Here is a 21,266-nt window from a genome sequence, read left to right as displayed (position 1 = left end):
GTTATGAAAATTGCAATATTCGGCAATACTTTATATGCGGGAGTAATGTCCGTACTTTTATCTGAATCTGGGCATCAGGTTTTTTGGTGTTCAGATACTCAAAGCAATGAAAATAATTTGCAATATGCATTTCATGATGAGAATGTTAATCAACTATTAGAAAAACAATTAAAGAGTGGCTTTTTGAACTACGCAGCTCTTTCTGAGTTGCCACTGGATATAGATGGATATGTATTTAGTTTTAACCAAACTCAAGAAACTTTTGTTTTTCAGTTGCTCGGTAAACTAAAGCAGCGAAATATTATTCATCCAAAACTCATGATTAATGCATCTACTTTTGGTCTGCATGGTACTGAAAAGATGCAGAAAATACTTGCAGAGGATGATTGGGTATATTTACCTGACACAATCCAAGAAGGTAATGCTTTGCAGAGCTTAACCCAAGCTAAGCAATTGATCGTGGGCTGTTTGGATCATCGTGCTCAATGCAAAGTAAAAGAGTTATTAAGACCTTTTTTCCCTTTGGAACAGCAATTTTTGTTTATGCCCATCCTAGATGCCGAGTTTACTAAACTTAGCATCTCAGGCATGTTGGCGACCCGTATTAGTTACATAAATGATTTGGCTGTAGTCGCCGAAAAACTTGGAATAGATATTGCCTCAGTACGTCAAGGCATGGCTGCAGACAATCGGATAGGCTCTGCTTATTTATCACCTGGAGCGGGGTTTGGTGGTGAAAACTTTTCCCATGATGTTTTGACATTGGCTAGTACTGTAGCAAATACAGGAGTTAAAAGTCAGTTACTTGCACAAGTTTGGGATATTAATGAGCAGCAAAAAGAAATTCTGTTTCGTAAATTATGGAATTATTATCATGGTGATTTGCAAGGTAAAACAATAGCAATATGGGGGGCTTCCTTTAAGGAAAATACCTCCAGTATCCAACAATCACCTATCCATCACATGCTAAAAGCACTTTGGGCACAAGGTGTTACAGTTCATTTGCATGATCCACAGGCTTTAGATGAAATTGAAATGATTTATGGGCAACGCTCAGATTTGATTCTCTGTCAGAATCAATATGAAGCTGTTCAGAATGCTCACGCCCTTTGTCTTTTAACGGCGTGGAAACAATACTGGAGCCCTGATTTTAAGCGATTGCTGCAGCTGATGGAGCATCCTTTGATTTTGGATGGGCGTAATATCTATGACCCTCATTATGTGAAAGCACAAGGTTTTGCTTATATAGGCGTGGGGCGTTAATGATGACTCAACCGAACCAATCTTTAACGCAGAAGTCTTCTGCAATGGAAAACTTATCTTCTTTAAAAACACAATTAATCGATACTCATCTCAATACCTTATTTGCTGAAGATACAAAACGTTTTAATCGTTTTTCAGTTGAATATGATCAAATTGTTTTAGATTTTAGTAAGCACCGTATCAATCAAAGCATAATTAATGGTTTAGTTGAATTAGCAGATGAGCGAAATTTAGGGCAATGGATTCAGAAGTTATTTTCAACAGAGTTGATTAACTATACCGAGCGAAGAGCAGCAATGCATTGGGCATTGCGGCTGCCAAAGGATTCTAGTTTTCAACCTGAAATTACTGAACAAGTACATGTGCAACTTGATCGCATGTATGCCTTAGTAGAAAAGATTCATAGCGGTCAATATCGTGGCGCTACTGGTGAGGTAATTCAAGATGTCGTGAATATTGGTGTTGGCGGTTCAGATTTGGGTCCACTAATGGTGACTCACGCGCTGTCTGATTTTAAAGTGCCAACTGCAAAACCTTTAGCTGTCCACTTTGTCTCTACGATGGATGGTAGCCAGTTATCTGAGCTTTTGCATCAATTGCGACCTGAAACAACGCTATTTATTATTTCATCGAAGTCTTTTGGCACAATTGATACGCTTTCTAATGCACAAACCGTACGTCAATGGCTTGAAAAGGCGTTAGGTTACAATGACAAAATTCTCAAGAATCATTTTATTGGGGTTTCAACTAAACCTGAGAAAATGACGGAATGGGGAATAGCAGCTGATAAACAATTGTTACTGTGGGATTGGGTTGGTGGTCGTTATTCTCTATGGTCTTGTATTGGGTTACCGATCGCATTAACGATCGGAATTCAGGGTTTTAAACAACTTTTAGCAGGGGCTCATGCGATAGATCAGCATTTCCAAACCACATCATTTGAAGTGAATATCCCTGTTCTGATGGGTTTGTTAGGTGCGTGGAATAATAATTTTCTCGATATCCAAACACATGCTGTTTTGCCATATGATGGTCGGCTTAAATATTTTGCTGCCTATTTACAACAGCTTGAAATGGAGTCTAATGGTAAATCTATTCAACGGGATGGAGAAAAGGTTAGCTTAGCTACTTGCCCAATTGTATGGGGTGAAGTTGGACCCAATGCGCAGCACGCGTTCTATCAATTACTTCACCAAGGAACGCATAAAGTCAGTTGTGATTTTATCGCACCTGTAAAACGTTATAATTCAAATCAATTTACTTATGCTGAAAATGCGGATGCCTTGATAGAACAGCATCATTTGGCATTATCGAATTGTTTAGCCCAATCACGCCTGTTGGCTTTTGGGAACCAAGCACTTTCTCAAGATGAGTTAAATGAATTACCAAGATATAAACAATATGAAGGTAATCAACCAAGTTCAACCATTTTGTTAAAAGAGCTTAATCCATATAGTTTAGGGATGTTGATAGCAATGTATGAGCATAAGGTGTTCGTACAATCCGTCTTATGGAATATCAATCCTTTTGATCAATGGGGGGTTGAGAAGGGTAAGGAAATTGCTAATCAACTATTGCCAATTTTAAATCATGAGATCGATGATATTTCAACATTTGATGCTTCAACGCAGGGTTTACTCCGAATAATACTAGGAAAGATGAATGGCTAAAATATTAGTAACAGGTGGAGCAGGCTATATTGGTTCACACACTTGTGTAGAGTTACTGAATGCGGGTCACGATGTTATTGTTTTTGATAATTTGTCGAATAGCTCTGAAGAATCTCTAAGACGTGTGCAAAAGTTGGCGAATAGATCTTTAGTTTTTGTTCAAGGAGATATTCGTGATGCAAATGCTTTAGATCAGCTTTTTAAAAGTCATGAGATTGAGGCGGTGATTCATTTTGCAGGTTTGAAAGCCGTTGGGGAAAGTCAGGAAAAACCATTAATTTATTTTGACAATAATATTGCAGGTAGTATTCAGCTTGTAAAAGCTATGGAAAAAGCAGGTATATTTACTCTCGTATTTAGTTCATCAGCAACAGTTTATGATGAGATCAATATATCCCCTTTGAATGAGAATATGCCTACAGGTATACCTAGCAATAATTACGGCTATACGAAGCTTATCGTTGAGCAATTATTACAAAAAATATCCTTAGCTAATCCGAAGTGGTCAATCGCATTACTTCGTTATTTTAATCCCGTTGGTGCACATAAAAGTGGTCAAATTGGCGAAGACCCACAAGGTATTCCAAATAATTTAATGCCGTACGTCACTCAGGTTGCTGTAGGGCGTCGTGAAAAGTTATCAATTTATGGTAATGATTATGATACGGTAGATGGTACTGGTGTTCGAGATTATATCCACGTGGTGGACTTGGCGAATGCCCATCTATGCGCTCTAAATAATCGCCTGTCTAAACATGGCTGTCGTGTTTGGAATATTGGAACAGGAAATGGTTGTTCTGTTTTAGAAGTTAAAGATACTTTTGAGAAAGTAAATGGTGTGTCAGTTGCTTATGAGTTTGCACCACGGCGTTCGGGTGATGTTGCAATATCATTTGCTGATAATACACGGGCAATTACGGAGCTTGGTTGGCAACCGCAATATACTTTGGAAGATATGCTCGCTGATAGTTGGCACTGGCAAAAGAAAAATCCAAATGGATATCAATAATGTAAGCGTCCGCTGAACCCCATGCCTATTTTTTAATTTGAGTTGGATTTCCAGCGATGTGGCAGTAATTCTTCTATTTGGGTCGCTTTATGCGTCGGCAGCCTTTTCAGCACATCACTGAGATAGGCATACGGATCCAACCCATTCAGCTTTGCTGACTGGATTAAAGTCATGATATTTGCCGCTCGCTGTCCACTGCGCAGCGAACCTGCAAACAACCAGTTCTTACGGCCCAATGCCCAGGGGCGCATTGAGTTCTCTGCCCAGTTATTGTCAATGGGTAGATTGCCATCATCCAGATAGCGGCTTAAGGCTGGCCAACGCTTCAGACTGTAATTGATGGCCTTGGCGGTTGGAGAACTCGATGGCACCGTCAGATAATGTTGGTTGAGCCATTCATACAGTTGTTGCATCACCGGTTGGCTGTGCTGTTGTCGGTATTCGCGGCGGTGTTCTGCTGTACTATCGGTCTTTTTCCTGAGTTCGGCTTCTATCGCATACAGTTTCTGAATCATCAGTAATGCCTGTTCAGCGATCTGACTTTTCCCAGTCACATGTAGCTCATGGAATTTACGACGTGCATGCGCCATGCAGCCCACCTCAATGACATCGCCTGATTTAAAGCGTGCTTTATAACCACTGTAATCATCACAGACCAGATAACCCTGCCAGCCATTCAAGAACTCTGCAGCATGCTGACCTGAACGGCTATCCTGAAAGTCATAGATCACCGCTTGAACTGGATTGTACTGTGTAGTGGCATAGGCCCAGACATAACCTTTCTTCGGTTTTTTCTCATCATCACCCATCCGCATAATGGTGACTGGTGTTTCATCTGCATGGATCACCCGCTGTTGCAGCACCACCTGTTTTAAGGCATTGGCCAGAGGTTCCAGTTCCACACCGCAGCGACCTATCCAGTCAGATAAAGTAGATCTGGACAGATCAATGCCCGCCCGCTGATAGATCAGGCGCTGACGGTACAGCGGCAAATGATCGGCATACTTCGATACCAGCACATGGCTGAGCAGTTCAGGTGAAGCAATGCCTTTATCAATCACATAGGCGGGCATCGCTTGCTGAGTCAGGGTGTCACACTGATCACAGACCCATTTGCCACGCACATGCTGTTCCTTATAGAACTGTGCCGGTCTGAAATGCAGTTTTTCACTGATATCTTCGCCGATACGACGGAGTTGGCAGCCACAAGCACATTGGGTTGATGCAGGTTCATGCTCAATACGGATGGTGTGTAGATGATCTGGCAGTGGTCGACGTTTAGGTTTATTGACTGTGGCTTTGTGTGTCGCTGCATTGGTTTTATCTGCATTTAGCCGTTCCAGTTCTAGATCAACCGCGGCAATATCTTCTTCAACCGCTTCATCCCACAGATGGATTTGTTTTGCCGTTAAGTGTTCATTCTTTTGAGCGAATTTGTGCTTTTTAAACAGCGCCAGTTCATGCTCGTATTTTTGATTGAGAATAGAAAGATGTTGAACTTTAGAATCTAATTGCTGGTTTGATTTTTCTAATTCTTGATTTGATTGTGCCAGAGACTGATGCTGCATTGCCAACTGTCTGGTGAATTCCAGCAGTTGTTCATGGGTCAGTTGGCTTAAGTCAGGCAGCGTATTCATGACCGCAGTATGCCTGAGGTCATGACGCAGAGGAAATAGAACGTTTGGAGAATAGCAGAATGCACCAACCTGGTTTAGAGCATCGTCACTACCTGCTGTCGTCCAATGCGCTGCCAGGGCAAACCCTGGATCAGTGCCTGTAACTGTTCCGGGCTGAGGGCCACGGTTTCACCTTGGTGAACTTGAGCCCAGTGAAATTTACCCTGTTCCAAACGCCGGGCACACAGCCAGATGCCCAGTCCATCATGTACCAACACTTTCATACGATGACCACGTTTATTACAGAACAGGTAGGCGCAATGCGGTTTGATGTAGCCAAAGGCTCTCACCACCTGAGCCATGGTCGTATCCATACCTGCACGCATGTCCATGGGCTGAGTAGACAACCAGATTTCATCAATGCGGATCATGTTGCAAGTGCCTTGAGTAATTCTGCCAAGGCAGGTATTTCTGATACTTGCCATTTCAAGCCAATTTCTGCTTTTGAGTGGGGTAAAGTAATTTGAACCTTTAACATGTCAGTAGGAGTAGGATCTAATGGTGCAGAGCAAGATAAGGCAATAAATGCAGGTTTATTCGGTAGTGGTGAGCGATCATTCCCTGGCTTACCATCAATTAAGCGAATCCATTTGGATACAAGATTTGTATTCAATCCATGTTGCAAAGCGACCGAAGCAATTGAAACGTCCGGTGCTTTACAAGCCTGAACGATCTGCTGTTTAAATTCAGCACTGTATGTTCTTCGTTTTTTCGCAAGAGATGCGATGGATGTCTGGTGATTTGTAGTCATAAATTTTAGTCCCCACTTGTTTTTAAGTGGGGACTAAATTAAGGCTTATAGGATGAATTCATAAGGTGTGTTCAGCGGACGCTTACTCAATAATTATCGTTTTGTAGAAACAGGGAGCAATAGCTCCCTATTTCTTAACTCTTCGCTTATCCTTGAATCAAATCTGTCAATTCATCCACATAATTTTGCATAGGTTGCGGATTTTTATCAGCACGACTTTCAATGTTTAAGCGCAGTAATGGTTCTGTATTCGATGCGCGGACATTCAAACGCCAGGCACCAAAATCAAGGCTAACACCATCAGTACTGTCTACTAATGGATTTTGGTCTGCATAATGATCAAAGATCTTTTGAACTGTCGCTTGAGTATCTGCCACTTTAAAATTGATTTCGCCGCTACAAGGGAATTTGGCAATCATATTTTCAACGAGTGTCGAGAGTGATTGTTCTGTTTCTGAGAGTAGAGCAATGGTGAGTAACCAAGGAATCATACCGCTATCACAATAAGCAAAGTCACGGAAATAATGATGTGCACTCATTTCTCCACCGTAAACAGCATTGTGTTCACGCATCACATCTTTAATAAAAGCATGTCCAGATTTTGATTGAACTGCGATACCTTGGTATTGCTCTACGATATCAAAGGTATTCCAAACTAGGCGTGGATCATGCACAATTTTTTCGCCAGATTGTTTGATTAAGAATGCTTGTGCCAATAAGCCAACAATGTAATAGCCTTCGATGAATTGACCTTTCTCATCAAATAGGAAGCAACGGTCAAAGTCACCATCCCATGCAATGCCCATATCTGCATTGTGCGCAAGCACAGCATCACGGGTACTGTCTCGGTTTTCAATTAAGATCGGATTCGGAATTCCATTAGGGAAAGTTCCATCGGCTTCATGATGAATTTTAATAAATTCAACTGGAATATTCAGTTGCTGGAATTTCTGTTCAATCGCATCAATGACATGGCCTGCTGCACCATTACCTGCATTTACCACCAGTTTGAGTGGTTTAATTTTCTGAGGATCGATGTAGGTTAATAGGTGATCAACAAACTCTGGCAAAATATTATAGTTTTTAGTTGTACCTTTTTGCTCAACTTCTGTAAAAGTACCTGATTCAGCGAGTGCTTGGATGTCTTTTAATCCCGTATCAGCACTTATTGGACGTGCATTTTCACGTACCAATTTCATGCCGTTATAATCCATTGGATTATGGCTCGCCGTAACTTCAATGCCACCTTGTACATCAAGATGGAAAGCGCCGAAATAAACTTCTTCGGTACCCGTCATGCCTAAATCTAGAACATTGACACCTGCATCATTAAGACCACGAATGGTTGCTTGCTTTAAGCCTTCACTACTCAGACGGATGTCACAACCAATCACCACTTTTTTAGGTTGATAGATTTGTCCGTATGCACGACCAATTTTATAGGCAATTTCTTCATTGAGTTCAGTGCCTAGTTTTCCGCGAATATCGTAGGCTTTAAAGCAGGTCAGTTGAGTCATATTTAAAGGTGCTGTTTGTTGTTTATTCATGTGTTGCAGTATACAAAGACTGAGCTAGATTGAACATTGAATGATACAGATTTAATCATTCAGCACATTTATTCTTGGCTCTAGTTGTCGGATAAATTTTTGTTTTAATGACGCTGGTTTTGTAAAAATAAAAAAGGCTGTTTCACGTGAAACAACCTTTTTTGATCCATAAAGTCCCCCTTTTAAAAGGGAGATGAGGAGCGATTATAGCTCCGCAAGGGGATTTTAAGCTGATTTTGCTAAAACTTCTGCCATCGCTTTTGCAACTTTATAAATATTATTCATATTTAAACCAGCAACACAGATACGACCACTACGTACAAGGTAAATTGCATATTCTTCACGTAAGGTGTCGACTTGCTCGCCTGTCAAACCTGTGTAACTGAACATACCTTTTTGGTTTACAAGGTAGCTAAAGTCACGCTCAGGAAGTGCTTTAGTCAACTCATCTTTTAAGATGCTACGCATTTTGATAATACGTTCGCGCATCTCTTTAACTTCGTTTTGCCATTGTTGATTGAGATCAGCGTCATTGAGCACTTGATCAACCAACCATGCACCAGTTGTTGGTGGGCTAGAGTAGATACGACGTACCGTTGCTTTTAACTGACCGAATGTGCATTTTGCTGCTTCAGCATCGTCACATACGAAAGTTAAGCCACCAACACGCTCACCATAAAGTGAGAAGATTTTAGAGAACGAGTTGCTCACGATGAAGTTCAGACCAGCTTGGTCTAAAGCACGAATCGCATAAGCATCTTGTTCCATGCTATCGCCAAAGCCTTGATAAGCGATGTCGAGGAATGGAATTAAGTTACGCTCTTTTAATACTGCAATGACTTGATCCCACTGTGCTGGATTTAGATCCGCACCTGTCGGGTTATGACAGCAAGGGTGTAACAACACGATGCTTTGCTCTGGCAAAGTTTTTAATGTCGACAACATGCCATCAAAATCAACGCCACGTGTTTCAGCATCGAAGTATGGATAGTAGTTGCTCTTGATGCCAGCACCGTTGAAAATCGCAACATGGTTATCCCATGTTGGTTGGCTCACCCAAACTTCTGAATTTGGGAAATAAGTTTTTAAGAAATCTGCACCAACTTTTAATGCACCTGAACCACCAAGCGTTTGGATGGTAGCAACACGACCTTGTTGAATTGCAGGGCTATTTGCACCAAACAATAACGCTTGAATCGCATCACGGTAAGGTTTAAAACCTTCCATTGGTAGATAAAGTTTGGTTTGAGTATTTTTAGGTGCAATACGTTTTTGAGCTTCGATAATAGTTTCGAGCTGTGGAACGATACTGTCTTCGTTGTAGTACAAACCAATACTTAAATTAACCTTTTCAGCGCGTGGATCAGCGTTGAACTGTTCCATTAAAGAGAGAATTGGGTCGCCTGCATAAGGTGGGATATGTTGAAACATTAACAATGTCCTTTTATTCAACAAGGTGCATGGATGTGTCTTGTGGAGCGCTGCTCCAGATGCCCAATAATGTACCAATAAAGCGATGATGAAGCACGCTGTTATTTACATTTATGGTGCAGTATTTACTTAAAAAAATTTGTAGCAAAGCACTCGATTATAAAGATTGTCTACAATCAAGCTGTCATACCATAGTCGTAGCATAAGCAATATCAATGAGTCCAAAGATATACAAAATTGAGCGTAGATCAATTGCAATAAAATCATAAATATTTGTTTTATTTATAATTATTGTCATTTTTATGACGGTTTTGAATGATTCTAATCAGAATGGATAGAATGTCTGACTGACTGCACAGGTCTATTTTATTGTCGACAATCCTATTGCATTATTTCTATTATCCCGTTATAAAATCATCAAAACTGTAGAGATTGTCGACAATATGCAAGATACCCTTGTTCCTCAAGCCATCAGCACGAGTCAGAGTATTACTCTGACGGAACACGTATTTAAGCAAATTCAATCGGCGATTGTATTAGGACAAATTCCTGCGGGCAGTAAAATTTCTGAGCCTGAGTTAGCGCGTATTTACGGGATTAGTCGTGGTCCATTGCGCGAGGCGATTCATCGTCTCGAAGGGCAGCGATTGGTTGAGCGTACGGCACATGTTGGTGCGCGAGTTGTTTCTCTTTCTCTACAACAATTTAAAGAACTTTACCAAATTCGTGCTTCACTTGAAGGCTTAGCTTGTAAGCTGGCTGCACAGCACATTGATAAAAAACAAATTTTGGCATTGCGTGATGTGTTGCGAATGCATGCTGAAGATGAAAATTTTAAAGCAGGTAAGGGTTATTACCTACAAGAAGGTCAAGACGATTTCCATTACTGCATTATCAAAAGCAGTGGTAATAAAACCTTAGAAAAAATGTTATGTGATGAGCTGTATCACCTCATCCGTATGTACCGAATTCAATTTTCAAACACCCCAAATCGACCGAGCAAAGCTTGGGACGAACATATCCGCATTTTAGATGCGATCGCAGAAGGTGACGGTGAACTTGCCGAAATGCTGATGCACCGTCACATCAATGCATCTTACAAAATTGTTGAGCAAACATTGCTGCAAACCCAAGGAGAACATCAACATGGCTAAATCTGCTGGTCAGCTATTCCGCGACGCGGTCGCAAATGAAAAACCATTACAAGTGGTGGGTGCGATCAACGCCAATCATGCATTGTTAGCAAAACGTGCAGGCTATAAAGCAATTTATTTGTCAGGTGGTGGTGTTGCCGCAGGTTCGTTAGGTTTACCTGATTTAGGGATTAGTAACCTTGATGATGTATTGACGGATGTACGCCGTATTACTGATGTCTGTGATCTCCCATTATTGGTTGATGTGGATACAGGTTTTGGTGCTTCAGCATTCAACATTGCACGTACCACTAAATCAATGATTAAGTTCGGTGCAGCAGCAATGCACATCGAAGACCAAGTGGGTGCAAAGCGTTGCGGACACCGTCCAAACAAAGCGATCGTGACCCAACAAGAAATGGTTGATCGTATTAAAGCTGCGGTTGATGCTCGTACGGATGAAAGTTTTGTGATCATGGCGCGTACTGATGCACTTGCAGTTGAAGGCTTACAAGCAGCAATTGATCGTGCAGGTGCTTATATCGAAGCAGGTGCGGATATGTTGTTCCCTGAAGCGATCACTGAATTGGCGATGTACAAGCAATTTGCTGACCTGACTAAAGTTCCAGTATTAGCAAACATTACTGAATTTGGTTCTACACCATTATTCACGACTGAAGAATTGGCTTCTGCGGATGTGAGCATTGCGTTGTACCCACTTTCAGCATTCCGTGCGATGAATAAAGCAGCGGAAAATGTGTATGTGACTTTGCGTCAAGAAGGCACACAGAAGAACGTTGTTGACACCATGCAAACTCGTCAAGAATTGTATGAGCGCATTAACTACCATGCGTTTGAACAATATCTTGATGCGTCATTTGAAAAAGCAAAATAAGGAATCCCCCTAAATCTCCCTTTGGAAAGGGAGGTGAGGAGCGGTTTTAGCTCCGCAAGTGGGATTTTAGAACTCATAATTCACATAGAAAGAACAGAAAAGGACAATCTTATGAGCAGTAATGAAACTCCAACAGGCTTCAAGCCAAAAAAATCAGTTGCGTTAAGTGGTCAAGTTGCAGGTAACACAGCACTTTGTACAGTGGGTCGTAGTGGTAATGACTTGCACTATCGTGGTTATGACATTCTTGACCTTGCAGTGGGTAGCGAATTTGAAGAAGTTGCGCACTTGCTTGTACATGGCAAACTGCCAAACAAAGCTGAGTTGAAAGCATATAAAGCAAAACTGAAAGCACTTCGTGGCTTACCAGCAGCATTGAAAACTGCACTTGAGCAGTTACCGCCATCTGCACACCCAATGGATGTGATGCGTACGGGCGTTTCAGTTCTAGGTTGTTTAACGCCTGAACATGAAGACCACAATGAAGCAGGTGCGAAAGATATCGCTGATAAATTGATGGCAAGCTTGGGTTCAATGTTGTTGTATTGGTACCACTTCAGCAACAACGGTCGTCGTATCGAAGTTGAAACGAATGATGATTCAATCGCTGCGCATTTCCTCCATTTACTTCATGGCGAAGCGCCATCTGAAGAATGGATTCAAGCAATGCATACCTCTTTGATTCTGTATGCTGAGCATGAATTCAACGCTTCTACATTTACTTCACGTGTTGTTGCAGGTACAGGTTCAGACATGTATTCAGCAATTACAGGTGGTATTGGTGCGTTGCGTGGTCCAAAACATGGTGGTGCGAACGAAGTTGCATTTGTGATTCAACAACGTTATGACAACGCTGACGAAGCAGAAGCAGACATCCGTAGCCGTGTAGAGAAAAAAGAAGTAATCATCGGTTTTGGTCACCCTGTTTATACCATCTCTGATCCACGTAATGAAGTGATCAAGAAAGTGGCGCGTGATCTTGCTGATGCTCAAGAGAACACCAAAATGTACCTCATTGCTGAACGTTTAGAAGCAGTGATGAAAGAAGTGAAGAACATGTTCCCGAACCTCGACTGGTTCAGTGCGGTGAGCTATCACTTGATGGGTGTTCCAACAGCAATGTTCACTCCATTATTCGTGATTGCACGTACAGCTGGTTGGTCTGCACATGTGATTGAACAACGTCAAGACGGCAAGATTATTCGTCCAAGCGCGAACTATACTGGCCCTGAAAACTTAGAATTTAAACCATTGGCGGAGCGTGGTTAATGACAAATCAATACCGTAAACCGCTGCCAGATCAGAATGGCAATACCCAGCTCGAATACTATGACGTGCGCCAAGCCGTTGAAGACATTCAGCCAGGCGCATATGAAACTTTGCCATACACCTCGAAAGTGTTGGCAGAACAGCTTGTGCGTAAAGCTGATGCAGAAAATTTAACTGCCTATTTAACGCAATTGATCGAACGCCGTCAGGACTTGGATTTTCCTTGGTATCCTGCGCGCGTGGTCTGTCATGACATTTTGGGTCAAACGGCACTCGTCGACCTTGCGGGCTTGCGTGATGCGATTGCTGAAAAAGGTGGTGATCCATCTAAAGTCAATCCAGTGGTGCCAACTCAGTTGATCGTGGATCACTCTTTGGCAGTTGAATATGGCGGCTTTGATCCTGACGCGTTTGAAAAAAACCGTGCAGTAGAAGATCGTCGTAACGAAGACCGTTTCCACTTTATCGAGTGGACGAAAACCGCATTTAAAAATGTCGACGTAATCCCTGCGGGTAACGGCATCATGCACCAGATCAACTTGGAGAAAATGTCTCCAGTGATCCAAAATCGTGATGGTTTAGCGTTCCCAGACACATGCGTAGGTACAGACTCACATACACCACATACGGATGCACTTGGTGTGATCTCAGTGGGTGTGGGTGGTTTAGAAGCTGAAAACGTGATGTTGGGTCGTGCATCTTGGATGCGTCTTCCAGACATTATCGGTGTTGAGCTTGTCGGTCAGCGTCAAGCAGGCATCACAGCTACGGATATCGTATTGGCACTCACTGAATTCTTACGTAAAGAACGTGTGGTTGGTGCATACCTTGAGTTCTTCGGTGAAGGCGCAGACACCATGTCGATTGGTGACCGTGCAACCATCTCGAACATGACACCTGAATACGGTGCAACGGCTGCGATGTTCTACATCGACCAAAACACGATTGATTATTTACGCCTGACAGGTCGTGAAGATGCACAAGTGGCATTGGTTGAGCAATACGCAAAAGAAATCGGTCTTTGGGCATCAGATATGACCAAAGCACATTATCCACGCGTACTTCGTTTTGATCTTTCAACAGTCACTCGTAACATTGCAGGTCCATCAAACCCACATGCACGTGTATCAACTGCTGACTTGAAAGAAAAAGGTATTGCAGGTGTTGTTGAAAACCGTACTGATGGTTTAATGCCTGATGGCGCGATCATCATTGCTGCGATCACGTCTTGTACCAATACCTCAAACCCACGTAACACCGTGGCAGCAGGTCTATTGGCACGTAAAGCCAATGAACTTGGTTTAGTGCGTAAACCTTGGGTGAAATCTTCATTTGCACCAGGTTCTAAAGCGGCTGCACTTTATCTTGAAGAAGCTGGCGTACTCAAAGACCTAGAGAAACTTGGTTTTGGTATCGTGGCGTATGCATGTACTACGTGTAATGGTATGTCAGGTGCGCTTGATCCAGTGATTCAACAAGAAATCATTGACCGTGATTTGTATGCGACAGCGGTACTTTCGGGTAACCGTAACTTCGATGGTCGTATCCATCCTTATGCAAAACAAGCGTTCTTGGCATCACCTCCACTTGTGGTCGCGTATGCGATTGCAGGGACAATTCGTTTTGACATCGAAAAAGATTCATTGGGTACAGACAAAGACGGTAATCCAATTTACCTGAAAGATATCTGGCCATCTGATGCTGAAATCGATGCACTGGTAAAAGAAGCTGTGAAGCCTGAACAATTCCGCAAAGTCTACATTCCAATGTTTGACCTCGGTGAAGTTGAGCAAGCGGAAAGCCCACTTTACGACTGGCGTCCTATGAGTACTTACATCCGTCGTCCGCCGTATTGGGAAGGGGCGTTGGCTGCACCACGTACTTTGACCAACATGCGTCCGCTTGCAATTTTGGGTGATAACATCACGACTGACCATTTATCGCCTTCCAATGCGATCATGATGGATTCGGCTGCGGGTGAATACCTACACAAAATGGGCGTACCTGAAGAAGACTTCAACTCATATGCGACACATCGTGGTGACCATTTGACAGCCCAACGTGCAACATTTGCCAACCCGAAATTGTTTAATGAAATGGTGGTTCGTTCTGACGGCACGATTAAACAAGGTTCAAAAGCGCGTGTAGAGCCTGAAGGCGAAGTGATGCGTATGTGGGAAGCGATTGAAACTTACATGAACCGTAAGCAACCGTTGATCATCATTGCAGGTGCGGATTATGGTCAAGGTTCAAGCCGTGATTGGGCAGCGAAAGGTGTTCGTCTTGCAGGTGTTGAAGCGATCGTGGCTGAAGGTTTTGAGCGTATTCACCGTACTAACCTTGTCGGTATGGGCGTCTTACCGCTTGAGTTTAAACCGGGTGTGAACCGTAAAACGTTGAAGTTAGATGGTACCGAGCTTTATAGCGTGATTGGTAATATCTCACCGCGTTCGACTTTAACATTGGTCATTGAGCGTGCTACAGCGGATGGTAAAGAAGAGATTGTTGAAGTGCCTGTCACTTGCCGTTTAGATACAGAAGAAGAAGTTTCTGTATATGAAGCGGGCGGTGTATTACAGCGTTTTGCGCAAGACTTTTTAGAAGGTCAAGTGGCTTAATACTTTAGCTAAAAGTAATTGATATTGTTTAAAAAAGACCCTATCTTGATGATGGGGTTTTTTATAGAGAATAATAATGGAAAGATATTTAGATTTAGATGGTGATTCTGGAATCCTTGCATATGAAATTGGTGAAACTTATATAAGGGTAAAGTTTGATAGAACATTTAAAATTTATACTTATAGTTATCAAAGTGCTGGAGTTAATAATGTCGAAGAGATGAAAAGATTAGCTAGACATGGCGATGGTTTAAACTCTTATATTAAGTTAAATGCAAATAACCTTTACGAAAAATAAAAAATTATGAAATTCAAAAGTAAAAATTTAAGAGAAATTGCTGAATGTATTATTGGTGATAAAAATTACTTTGATTATAAAAGTAGTCGATATATTTCAGAGTTTTTTGAAGATTGTGGCTTACCCTTTACGCATGATGGTTCAACACGTTGGGCTTGGACATCAGACAGATTGGCAGAACTGTTGGAAGAGTCTTGTCCTCCAAATGCATTGCCACCAACGTTTGTACATGTATTAAGAGCTTTAATGCATAAATCTGATGCGACAGAAGATGATCCTGAACGTATAAATGCCTTAATTGAATTAAATAAGCCTTTAAGTAGAGAAGGGTATGAGGCTTTTTACGGTACAGACAATAATTTATATATTAAAAGTTTACATAATAATCAGACTATAAAACCTGTTGAAAATCCACATAGAATATTTTCTGAAATTGAGATTAAAAAAAGAGAGCGATTAATAAGTTATTTGGACATGTGCTCTGAGGATCAACTTATAGAAAATGTATTATTGCCATTATTTCGAATTTTGGGCTTTCAGCGAATTACTGTGGCTGGGCACAAAGATAAAGCACTCGAGTATGGAAAAGATATTTGGATGAAATTTATATTACCAACACAGCACATAATTTATTTTGGTATACAAGTTAAGAAAGGAAAGCTTGATTCATCAGGAGTGACAAAAACAGGCAATCATAATATTGCTGAAATCTACAATCAGACGATTATGATGTTAGGTCATGAAATTTTTGATCCTGAAACAAATAAAAGAGTTTTAGTTGATCATGCCTATATTATTGCTGGTGGTGAGATAACAAAAGCCGCTAGAAATTGGCTGGGAGGCAAATTAGATGCTCATAAGAGAAGCCAAATCATTTTTATGGATAGAGAAGATATTTTAAATTTATTTACTGTTAACGCGATTGATGTACCTGAAATAATTTAGGTAATAAGTATTTTAACCTTTCCGCCATCACCATTTGTCAGAAAGGTCAATAAATAATCAAAACTATCACGCTATAGTATATGAACCATTTCTAAAATCTATGGAGAACAAAGATGGTTACTGCTGGCGAAAGACCTGGAACTGGCTTCTATTTTTGTGTCCAATGCGGACATCGCACTTATTTAGAAATTGGTACTGATCGTTTACCTCCGTGTACCAAATGCCTTGGCAATCAATTCAACAGTAAGAATGCCTAAGCCGCAAACACCAAACAGTTACCCACTGTTTTGATGAAAGCCCTGTCACTCGATAGGGCTTTTTTGTTACTGTAAAATATGAAATAACAAGATAGCGATATAGACAAAAATAAGGAAAACCCAGATGGAAACAATTTTAGGACTTTGTATCGGCGTAGGATTAAGCGCAGCCTGTGGTTTTCGTGTCTTTGTTCCTTTATTGGTGATGAGCATTGCAACCCTGATGGGCTGGTATGAACCTGCAAAAGGTTTTGAATGGTTAGCGATCCCTGCCGTATGCGCTGCACTTGGATTTGCAACCATCTGTGAAATCGCAGCTTACTATGTGCCGTGGGTCGATAATCTCTTGGATACCATTGCCACACCTGCTGCTGTAGTGGCAGGCACACTCAGTACGATGGCAGTCAGTAGTGGAGAAATGTCACAATTTGCGACGTGGGCAGCCGCATTGATCGTGGGGGGTGGAACAGCAGGTATGGTGCAAATGAGTACGGTAGCTGCACGTGGCGTTTCAACAGCAACTACTGGTGGATTGGGAAATTTTGTAGTGGCAACAGGTGAGTTGATTGGCTCAATTGTCTTGTCGATCTTGGCATTTGTGATGCCTGTTGTGATTACGGTATTTGTGATTATTCTCGTGATTGTGGTCGCACGTTGGGTGAGCCAAAAAAAGCAAGAAAAGATCAGTCATTCAACATCGTGAGTTTTTAAATTCAGTACAATCAGGAAACTTAGAGTTTATTTTATAACCTAAGTTTCCTATGTGTATTACCACTTCACACGTTTTAATAAGATATCTTTATACATAATAAAATCGCAGGCGAGGCTAAAGAAAGGCTGCTTAAAGGTCGCAGGTTTATTATGCTCATAAAAGAAATGACCCACCCACGCAAAGCCATATCCCACTACAGGCAAAGCCCAAAGTAATTTGGCATTTCCAGTTGCAACAGATGCAGCAGCAATACCAATTACACAGCTTGTCCCCACGAAATGCAGACGACGACAAGTCGCATTTTCATGTTGCGAAAGATAAAAAGGATAAAATTCAGCAAGGGTTTTATAACGAACTTCACTGGCTTCCATCTGCACAGTATTGTTTTTCATCAGTTCTTGAGTATTGTGAGACATACGACTATTCCTTTCGTTTAAAGTCGTCTTCATTTTGAACACTCCAACCGAAATGGTCTTGAACGAATATGCTATCTCAACACATGGAATTAGACTCGATCACACCGCATAAAAGCTTGGTCTATGCGTGGGATGGCGTGATTGTGTATGTGACTCAAGATCATTTGAATAAAGCACACGCGCATTTTCCAGCACTATTACAAATCGGTTTGGGCACTGCTTTTGCATTGGCCGTTGAAGATCAGCCTGCGAACTATTATGAAATTGTAGTGATGGCACCCAATATTAGCCACAGTACCGATTCACAGAATCAACCTTATATTGCAATTCTGATCGATCCTGATCATGTGCTTTATGCTTATCTGCATCCTTTATTGAATGGACAGACATTTAATTCATTATCTGCTGATCGACTTCAAGCTTTTCAAAAACAGTTTCAGCAATTGATGACTGCTCAACTCTGCTTAGAACAAGTAAAGCAATTGCTGAAGGATGTGTTATTGGCACTCAATCCTCAGCCATTATTGGCTTTACCATGGGATCAACGGATTCAACTCGCATGTGAATACATCAAACGCTGTGTACCCCATCAAATTCCAACCATCGCAGATGTTGCGCTACAGGTTGGGCTATCAGAGTCACGTTTGATGCATCTGTTTAGTCAGCAACTCGGACTTTCTATGCGGCAATATATCTTGTGGTTGCGTATCCGCTATGCCATCAAGCTGTGGATGCAGGGCAAAACTTTGATTGAGATAGCAGTTGAATCAGGCTTTTCTGATCAAGCCCATTTCACCCGAATTTTACGTCGTATGGTGGATTTTGCACCGTCGATGTTGAAAGCTAATACGATTTTTATCAGCGATGACGCTACCGAAAAATAAACTAAGCATTGAAAGAGTTCGGTCAAAGTATTTCTAAGATTCGATGCTAAGATTTTCATGAACACTCAGAAGAATTACAGATATGAAAATCGTCGCCATTCAGCCTGCATTGCAGTTAGGACAGGTTGAAGCAAATTTAAAAAAACTCGAACAATTGATTTTAGCGGCATATCAAGAGCATTCGCCTGATGTGATCGTACTTCCTGAGTCGATGACTTCTCCAAATGTCTATTCACCACAAGCTTTGCTGACGCCACAACCATTACAGGGTCAGCCCTTACAGCTTTTAATTCGTTTAGCCAAGCAATTGAATGTGGTGATCACAGGGGGCTTCGTGGCAATTCGTGATGGGCATACGTATGGTACTTATGTCATGGTGGAGCGGAATGGCGATTATCATCTGCATGACAAAGATATTCCAACCGCATGGGAGCAAAATTTTTATCGCGGTGGTTCGGATGATGGAGTTGTGGATTCAAGTAGCTTGAACTGTAAGGTTCGATTACTCTCAGGTTGGGAGTGGGCAAGGTTCCGTACCGCCAAGCGTGTTCGAGAACAACATGCACAGTTGATTTTAGGTGGAATGTGTTGGTATTCGATGCCGATCAATTGGTATGGAGTGTTGGGAACTTGGATGCGTCGTGAACATGAAATTTATAAACAACAAAGTGAAGCGCTACCTGCGCAAATGGCACGCTTAACAGGTATTCCCGTAGTGCATGCCGCTCATGTCGGCGAAATCTTGAGTGATATGCCGTTGTTACCTTATGTCAAATGGTTAACTGAAATGGTGGGCGAAACGCAAATTTGTGATGCGGCTGGAAATGTATTGGCACGTATGAGTTTAGCCGATGGTGAGGGCTATATCGCCGCAGAAATTGAATTGGCTGAACCTAAACCTGTCGAACCTTTAGCATCTAGTTATTGGATTCCTGACATGACGCTGACTTCAAAATTAGCATGGCATGTCGGCAATCTTCATGGCGGACTGATGTATCGTGTGAGACATCGCCTAAAAAAGTTTCCTTGGCAAAAAGAATTGAAGTGAAGCAAAGTTAGTTTTAATTCAACAAACAGCGATGGCATGGTGATCTTATCCATCGCTTCTGAGTTGCAATGACAGTATTTTTCTCAATCAAAGCTCGAAAAATCATCTTCAAGCGAGTAAATTACACCCACATTTTGAGTGTGCATGGTTGATGATGGCGTTTACTTGGATTTTATTTACCTTGATGGCTGCTTTTATGCAGGCGTGGCGCAATGCATTTCAAAAACAACTCAGCACCACAGTCGATGTTTATGGCACGACATTGGCACGCTTTCTATTTGCACCGATTTTTGCTTTTAGTTATATCGTCATTCTTTATGCTCAGCAGCCTGTCAGTGTTGAAGTTAGTTTTTCTAATAAATTTTGGTTCTATGTGGTGATCGCAGGGATTAGCCAAATCTATGCAACGGCTTTAATGGTCAAATTATTTCAACAAAAGAATTATGCCATCGGGGTCGGACTCGCCAAAAGTGAAGCTATTTTAGCGGCATTGGTCGGTGTACTGTTTTTACAAGAGCATTTAACAGCATGGGGCTGGGTGGGTGTTTCGATTGGTGCAGTCGCGGTATTTTTACTGAGTAAAGGCCGACAACATACTGAACTTTCAATGAAAACTTTGATGATCGGTTTAGGCAGTGGTTTGTGTTTTGCCATCACCTCATTGTTGGTACGTGAAGCAAGTTTAGAGTTGAGCATGTTGCCATTTCTACATCGTGCCGCATGGGTGCTGTGTAGCTTGATTAGTTTTCAGTGCATTATATTGTTGCTATATCTTGGCATTTTCAGTCGTCAGACTTTATACAAAATGTGGCAACGTCTTGGACTGACTTTCAAAGTGAGTGTCTGTAGTTTTCTTGCTTCATTGGGGTGGTTTAGTGCGATGAGTATGCAAACCGTGGCAATCGTGAAAACACTGGGTCAGGTCGAGATTTTATTTAGTTTATTGATCTCTGCATTTTTCTTTAAGGAAAAATTGGCGAGAACCGATCATTTAGGTTTGTGGTTGGTGATCGTGGCTGCGATTATGGTGATTTGGGCTTAAATTTTATAAGCTCATGAAAAAATACACATGTAAATTTGAATATATCGGAATTTAAATCAGTTATTTTTTGTTGAAATGGGAAATAATTCTGATTTTATAATCTAGTATGCAAAACTATTTCATTTGTGGCGAAAAATACCATTTTTTAGGAAAACAATCCCATCCCGATCTGCCTAAACTATGTTTCAAGGGTGTGAAAGGGATCGAAAAGAGTAGCATGCACCGAGGCTTATAAAGCAAGTGTGTACGAACCCAAAAGGTCTCGATTCGGCTTAGGACGCTATAGATCAAAAGTTTATAGGCAAAGGTTATGGCTTACAAAGTCATAGGTGTTGAAGTAAACAACATGTTTTCCCTTGATACCCTAAAAAATTAATCTAAACAGAATATGACGAAAACATT

20 protein-coding genes are annotated in these 21,266 nt (G+C 41.5%); 14 read left to right on the top strand and 6 right to left on the bottom strand.

Annotated features, from left to right (window positions below):
• Nucleotides 1-3 precede the first annotated feature (3 nt).
• Genes Q9Q86_RS12665 through galE form a run of 3 tightly spaced genes read left to right on the top strand, consistent with a single transcriptional unit; the run spans nucleotide 4 to nucleotide 3,942 of the window.
• Entirely contained in the window at nucleotides 4-1,263 is a 1,260-nt protein-coding gene (locus Q9Q86_RS12665) for a nucleotide sugar dehydrogenase (RefSeq protein ID WP_112987050.1), read from the top strand.
• A 44-nt stretch (nucleotides 1,264-1,307) separates the two neighbouring features.
• The gene (gene pgi, locus Q9Q86_RS12660) at nucleotides 1,308-2,933 is read left to right on the top strand and encodes a glucose-6-phosphate isomerase (RefSeq protein WP_235655796.1); all 1,626 of its coding nucleotides are present in this window, start codon (nucleotides 1,308-1,310) and stop codon (nucleotides 2,931-2,933) included.
• Nucleotides 2,926-3,942: a UDP-glucose 4-epimerase GalE gene (gene galE / locus Q9Q86_RS12655; protein WP_112987051.1), complete on the top strand. Its 1,017-nt coding sequence runs from the start codon at nucleotides 2,926-2,928 to the stop codon at nucleotides 3,940-3,942. The genes pgi and galE overlap by 8 nt, the downstream gene beginning before the upstream one ends.
• A 32-nt stretch (nucleotides 3,943-3,974) precedes the next feature.
• On the opposite strand, the gene Q9Q86_RS12650 is transcribed toward galE, so the two are convergent.
• From Q9Q86_RS12650 to Q9Q86_RS12630, 5 genes are all read right to left on the bottom strand, one after another.
• Nucleotides 3,975-5,579, bottom strand: a complete 1,605-nt coding sequence (locus Q9Q86_RS12650; protein ID WP_305155932.1) for an IS66 family transposase — start codon at nucleotides 5,577-5,579, stop codon at nucleotides 3,975-3,977.
• Between the two features lie 74 nt (nucleotides 5,580-5,653).
• Nucleotides 5,654-5,965, bottom strand: a complete 312-nt coding sequence (tnpB, locus tag Q9Q86_RS12645) for an IS66 family insertion sequence element accessory protein TnpB (RefSeq protein WP_158319084.1) — start codon at nucleotides 5,963-5,965, stop codon at nucleotides 5,654-5,656.
• A 20-nt stretch (nucleotides 5,966-5,985) separates the two neighbouring features.
• Nucleotides 5,986-6,369, bottom strand: a complete 384-nt coding sequence (locus Q9Q86_RS12640) for a transposase (protein ID WP_148699016.1) — start codon at nucleotides 6,367-6,369, stop codon at nucleotides 5,986-5,988.
• 146 nt (nucleotides 6,370-6,515) lie between these two features.
• Nucleotides 6,516-7,886 carry a phosphomannomutase CpsG gene (locus tag Q9Q86_RS12635; protein ID WP_112987171.1) on the bottom strand — a complete coding sequence of 457 codons (1,371 nt, stop codon included), beginning with the start codon at nucleotides 7,884-7,886 and terminating at the stop codon, nucleotides 6,516-6,518.
• A gap of 255 nt (nucleotides 7,887-8,141) precedes the next feature.
• Complete coding sequence (locus tag Q9Q86_RS12630; RefSeq protein ID WP_112987170.1) at nucleotides 8,142-9,347, bottom strand: amino acid aminotransferase; 1,206 nt, start codon at nucleotides 9,345-9,347, stop codon at nucleotides 8,142-8,144.
• A 443-nt stretch (nucleotides 9,348-9,790) separates the two neighbouring features.
• Between Q9Q86_RS12630 and Q9Q86_RS12625 the strand changes: the two genes are divergently transcribed.
• The 8 genes from Q9Q86_RS12625 to Q9Q86_RS12590 all read left to right on the top strand — a co-directional run bounded on the left by Q9Q86_RS12625 (nucleotide 9,791) and on the right by Q9Q86_RS12590 (nucleotide 17,465).
• Nucleotides 9,791-10,501: a GntR family transcriptional regulator gene (locus Q9Q86_RS12625; RefSeq protein ID WP_004956801.1), complete on the top strand. Its 711-nt coding sequence runs from the start codon at nucleotides 9,791-9,793 to the stop codon at nucleotides 10,499-10,501.
• On the top strand, nucleotides 10,494-11,375 hold the full coding sequence (gene prpB / locus Q9Q86_RS12620; RefSeq protein ID WP_005163496.1) for a methylisocitrate lyase: 882 nt from the start codon (nucleotides 10,494-10,496) through the stop codon (nucleotides 11,373-11,375). The genes Q9Q86_RS12625 and prpB overlap by 8 nt, the downstream gene beginning before the upstream one ends.
• Before the next feature lie 111 nt (nucleotides 11,376-11,486).
• Nucleotides 11,487-12,644, top strand: coding sequence for a 2-methylcitrate synthase (gene prpC / locus Q9Q86_RS12615; protein ID WP_004907222.1), 1,158 nt, complete (start codon nucleotides 11,487-11,489; stop codon nucleotides 12,642-12,644).
• On the top strand, nucleotides 12,644-15,262 hold the full coding sequence (gene acnD, locus Q9Q86_RS12610) for a Fe/S-dependent 2-methylisocitrate dehydratase AcnD (protein ID WP_112987169.1): 2,619 nt from the start codon (nucleotides 12,644-12,646) through the stop codon (nucleotides 15,260-15,262). Before prpC ends, acnD begins: the two co-directional genes overlap by 1 nt.
• Before the next feature lie 76 nt (nucleotides 15,263-15,338).
• The gene (locus Q9Q86_RS12605) at nucleotides 15,339-15,560 is read left to right on the top strand and encodes a hypothetical protein (RefSeq protein ID WP_112987168.1); all 222 of its coding nucleotides are present in this window, start codon (nucleotides 15,339-15,341) and stop codon (nucleotides 15,558-15,560) included.
• A 6-nt stretch (nucleotides 15,561-15,566) separates the two neighbouring features.
• Nucleotides 15,567-16,505 (top strand): hypothetical protein, encoded by a 939-nt coding sequence (locus tag Q9Q86_RS12600; RefSeq protein ID WP_112987167.1) that lies wholly within the window; start codon nucleotides 15,567-15,569, stop codon nucleotides 16,503-16,505.
• Nucleotides 16,506-16,618: 113 nt separating this feature from the next.
• Nucleotides 16,619-16,762, top strand: a complete 144-nt coding sequence (locus Q9Q86_RS12595; RefSeq protein WP_004665293.1) for a hypothetical protein — start codon at nucleotides 16,619-16,621, stop codon at nucleotides 16,760-16,762.
• A 124-nt stretch (nucleotides 16,763-16,886) separates the two neighbouring features.
• Complete coding sequence (locus Q9Q86_RS12590) at nucleotides 16,887-17,465, top strand: DUF4126 domain-containing protein (protein WP_112987166.1); 579 nt, start codon at nucleotides 16,887-16,889, stop codon at nucleotides 17,463-17,465.
• Nucleotides 17,466-17,530: 65 nt separating this feature from the next.
• Here the strand turns inward: Q9Q86_RS12590 and Q9Q86_RS12585 are convergent, their stop codons facing one another.
• Nucleotides 17,531-17,890, bottom strand: coding sequence for a DUF962 domain-containing protein (locus tag Q9Q86_RS12585; protein ID WP_042893579.1), 360 nt, complete (start codon nucleotides 17,888-17,890; stop codon nucleotides 17,531-17,533).
• 68 nt (nucleotides 17,891-17,958) lie between these two features.
• Between Q9Q86_RS12585 and Q9Q86_RS12580 the strand changes: the two genes are divergently transcribed.
• From Q9Q86_RS12580 to Q9Q86_RS12570, 3 genes are all read left to right on the top strand, one after another.
• Nucleotides 17,959-18,774, top strand: coding sequence for an AraC family transcriptional regulator (locus Q9Q86_RS12580; protein WP_112987165.1), 816 nt, complete (start codon nucleotides 17,959-17,961; stop codon nucleotides 18,772-18,774).
• An 82-nt stretch (nucleotides 18,775-18,856) separates the two neighbouring features.
• Nucleotides 18,857-19,822 (top strand): carbon-nitrogen hydrolase family protein, encoded by a 966-nt coding sequence (locus Q9Q86_RS12575; RefSeq protein ID WP_112987164.1) that lies wholly within the window; start codon nucleotides 18,857-18,859, stop codon nucleotides 19,820-19,822.
• Nucleotides 19,823-19,976: 154 nt separating this feature from the next.
• Nucleotides 19,977-20,864: a DMT family transporter gene (locus tag Q9Q86_RS12570; protein WP_020899790.1), complete on the top strand. Its 888-nt coding sequence runs from the start codon at nucleotides 19,977-19,979 to the stop codon at nucleotides 20,862-20,864.
• Nucleotides 20,865-21,266 lie beyond the last annotated feature (402 nt).

It is taken from the genome of Acinetobacter sp. A22, assembly GCF_030913345.1.
GTDB lineage: Bacteria > Pseudomonadota > Gammaproteobacteria > Pseudomonadales > Moraxellaceae > Acinetobacter > Acinetobacter junii.
This window is presented reverse-complemented; position numbering and strand designations above follow the sequence as displayed.

Coding starts and splice junctions, on each gene's coding strand:
- Q9Q86_RS12625 (WP_004956801.1), top strand. CDS start 9,791: ATGCAAGATACCCTTGTTCCTCAAGCCATCAGCACGAGTCAGAGTATT.
- Q9Q86_RS12650 (WP_305155932.1), bottom strand. CDS start 5,579: ATGAATACGCTGCCTGACTTAAGCCAACTGACCCATGAACAACTGCTG.
- prpC (WP_004907222.1), top strand. CDS start 11,487: ATGAGCAGTAATGAAACTCCAACAGGCTTCAAGCCAAAAAAATCAGTT.
- Q9Q86_RS12585 (WP_042893579.1), bottom strand. CDS start 17,890: ATGTCTCACAATACTCAAGAACTGATGAAAAACAATACTGTGCAGATG.
- Q9Q86_RS12590 (WP_112987166.1), top strand. CDS start 16,887: ATGGAAACAATTTTAGGACTTTGTATCGGCGTAGGATTAAGCGCAGCC.
- prpB (WP_005163496.1), top strand. CDS start 10,494: ATGGCTAAATCTGCTGGTCAGCTATTCCGCGACGCGGTCGCAAATGAA.
- pgi (WP_235655796.1), top strand. CDS start 1,308: ATGGAAAACTTATCTTCTTTAAAAACACAATTAATCGATACTCATCTC.
- Q9Q86_RS12640 (WP_148699016.1), bottom strand. CDS start 6,369: ATGACTACAAATCACCAGACATCCATCGCATCTCTTGCGAAAAAACGA.
- Q9Q86_RS12665 (WP_112987050.1), top strand. CDS start 4: ATGAAAATTGCAATATTCGGCAATACTTTATATGCGGGAGTAATGTCC.
- Q9Q86_RS12595 (WP_004665293.1), top strand. CDS start 16,619: ATGGTTACTGCTGGCGAAAGACCTGGAACTGGCTTCTATTTTTGTGTC.
- Q9Q86_RS12635 (WP_112987171.1), bottom strand. CDS start 7,886: ATGACTCAACTGACCTGCTTTAAAGCCTACGATATTCGCGGAAAACTA.
- Q9Q86_RS12570 (WP_020899790.1), top strand. CDS start 19,977: ATGGCGTTTACTTGGATTTTATTTACCTTGATGGCTGCTTTTATGCAG.
- Q9Q86_RS12605 (WP_112987168.1), top strand. CDS start 15,339: ATGGAAAGATATTTAGATTTAGATGGTGATTCTGGAATCCTTGCATAT.
- galE (WP_112987051.1), top strand. CDS start 2,926: ATGGCTAAAATATTAGTAACAGGTGGAGCAGGCTATATTGGTTCACAC.
- Q9Q86_RS12580 (WP_112987165.1), top strand. CDS start 17,959: ATGCTATCTCAACACATGGAATTAGACTCGATCACACCGCATAAAAGC.
- Q9Q86_RS12575 (WP_112987164.1), top strand. CDS start 18,857: ATGAAAATCGTCGCCATTCAGCCTGCATTGCAGTTAGGACAGGTTGAA.
- Q9Q86_RS12600 (WP_112987167.1), top strand. CDS start 15,567: ATGAAATTCAAAAGTAAAAATTTAAGAGAAATTGCTGAATGTATTATT.
- Q9Q86_RS12630 (WP_112987170.1), bottom strand. CDS start 9,347: ATGTTTCAACATATCCCACCTTATGCAGGCGACCCAATTCTCTCTTTA.
- acnD (WP_112987169.1), top strand. CDS start 12,644: ATGACAAATCAATACCGTAAACCGCTGCCAGATCAGAATGGCAATACC.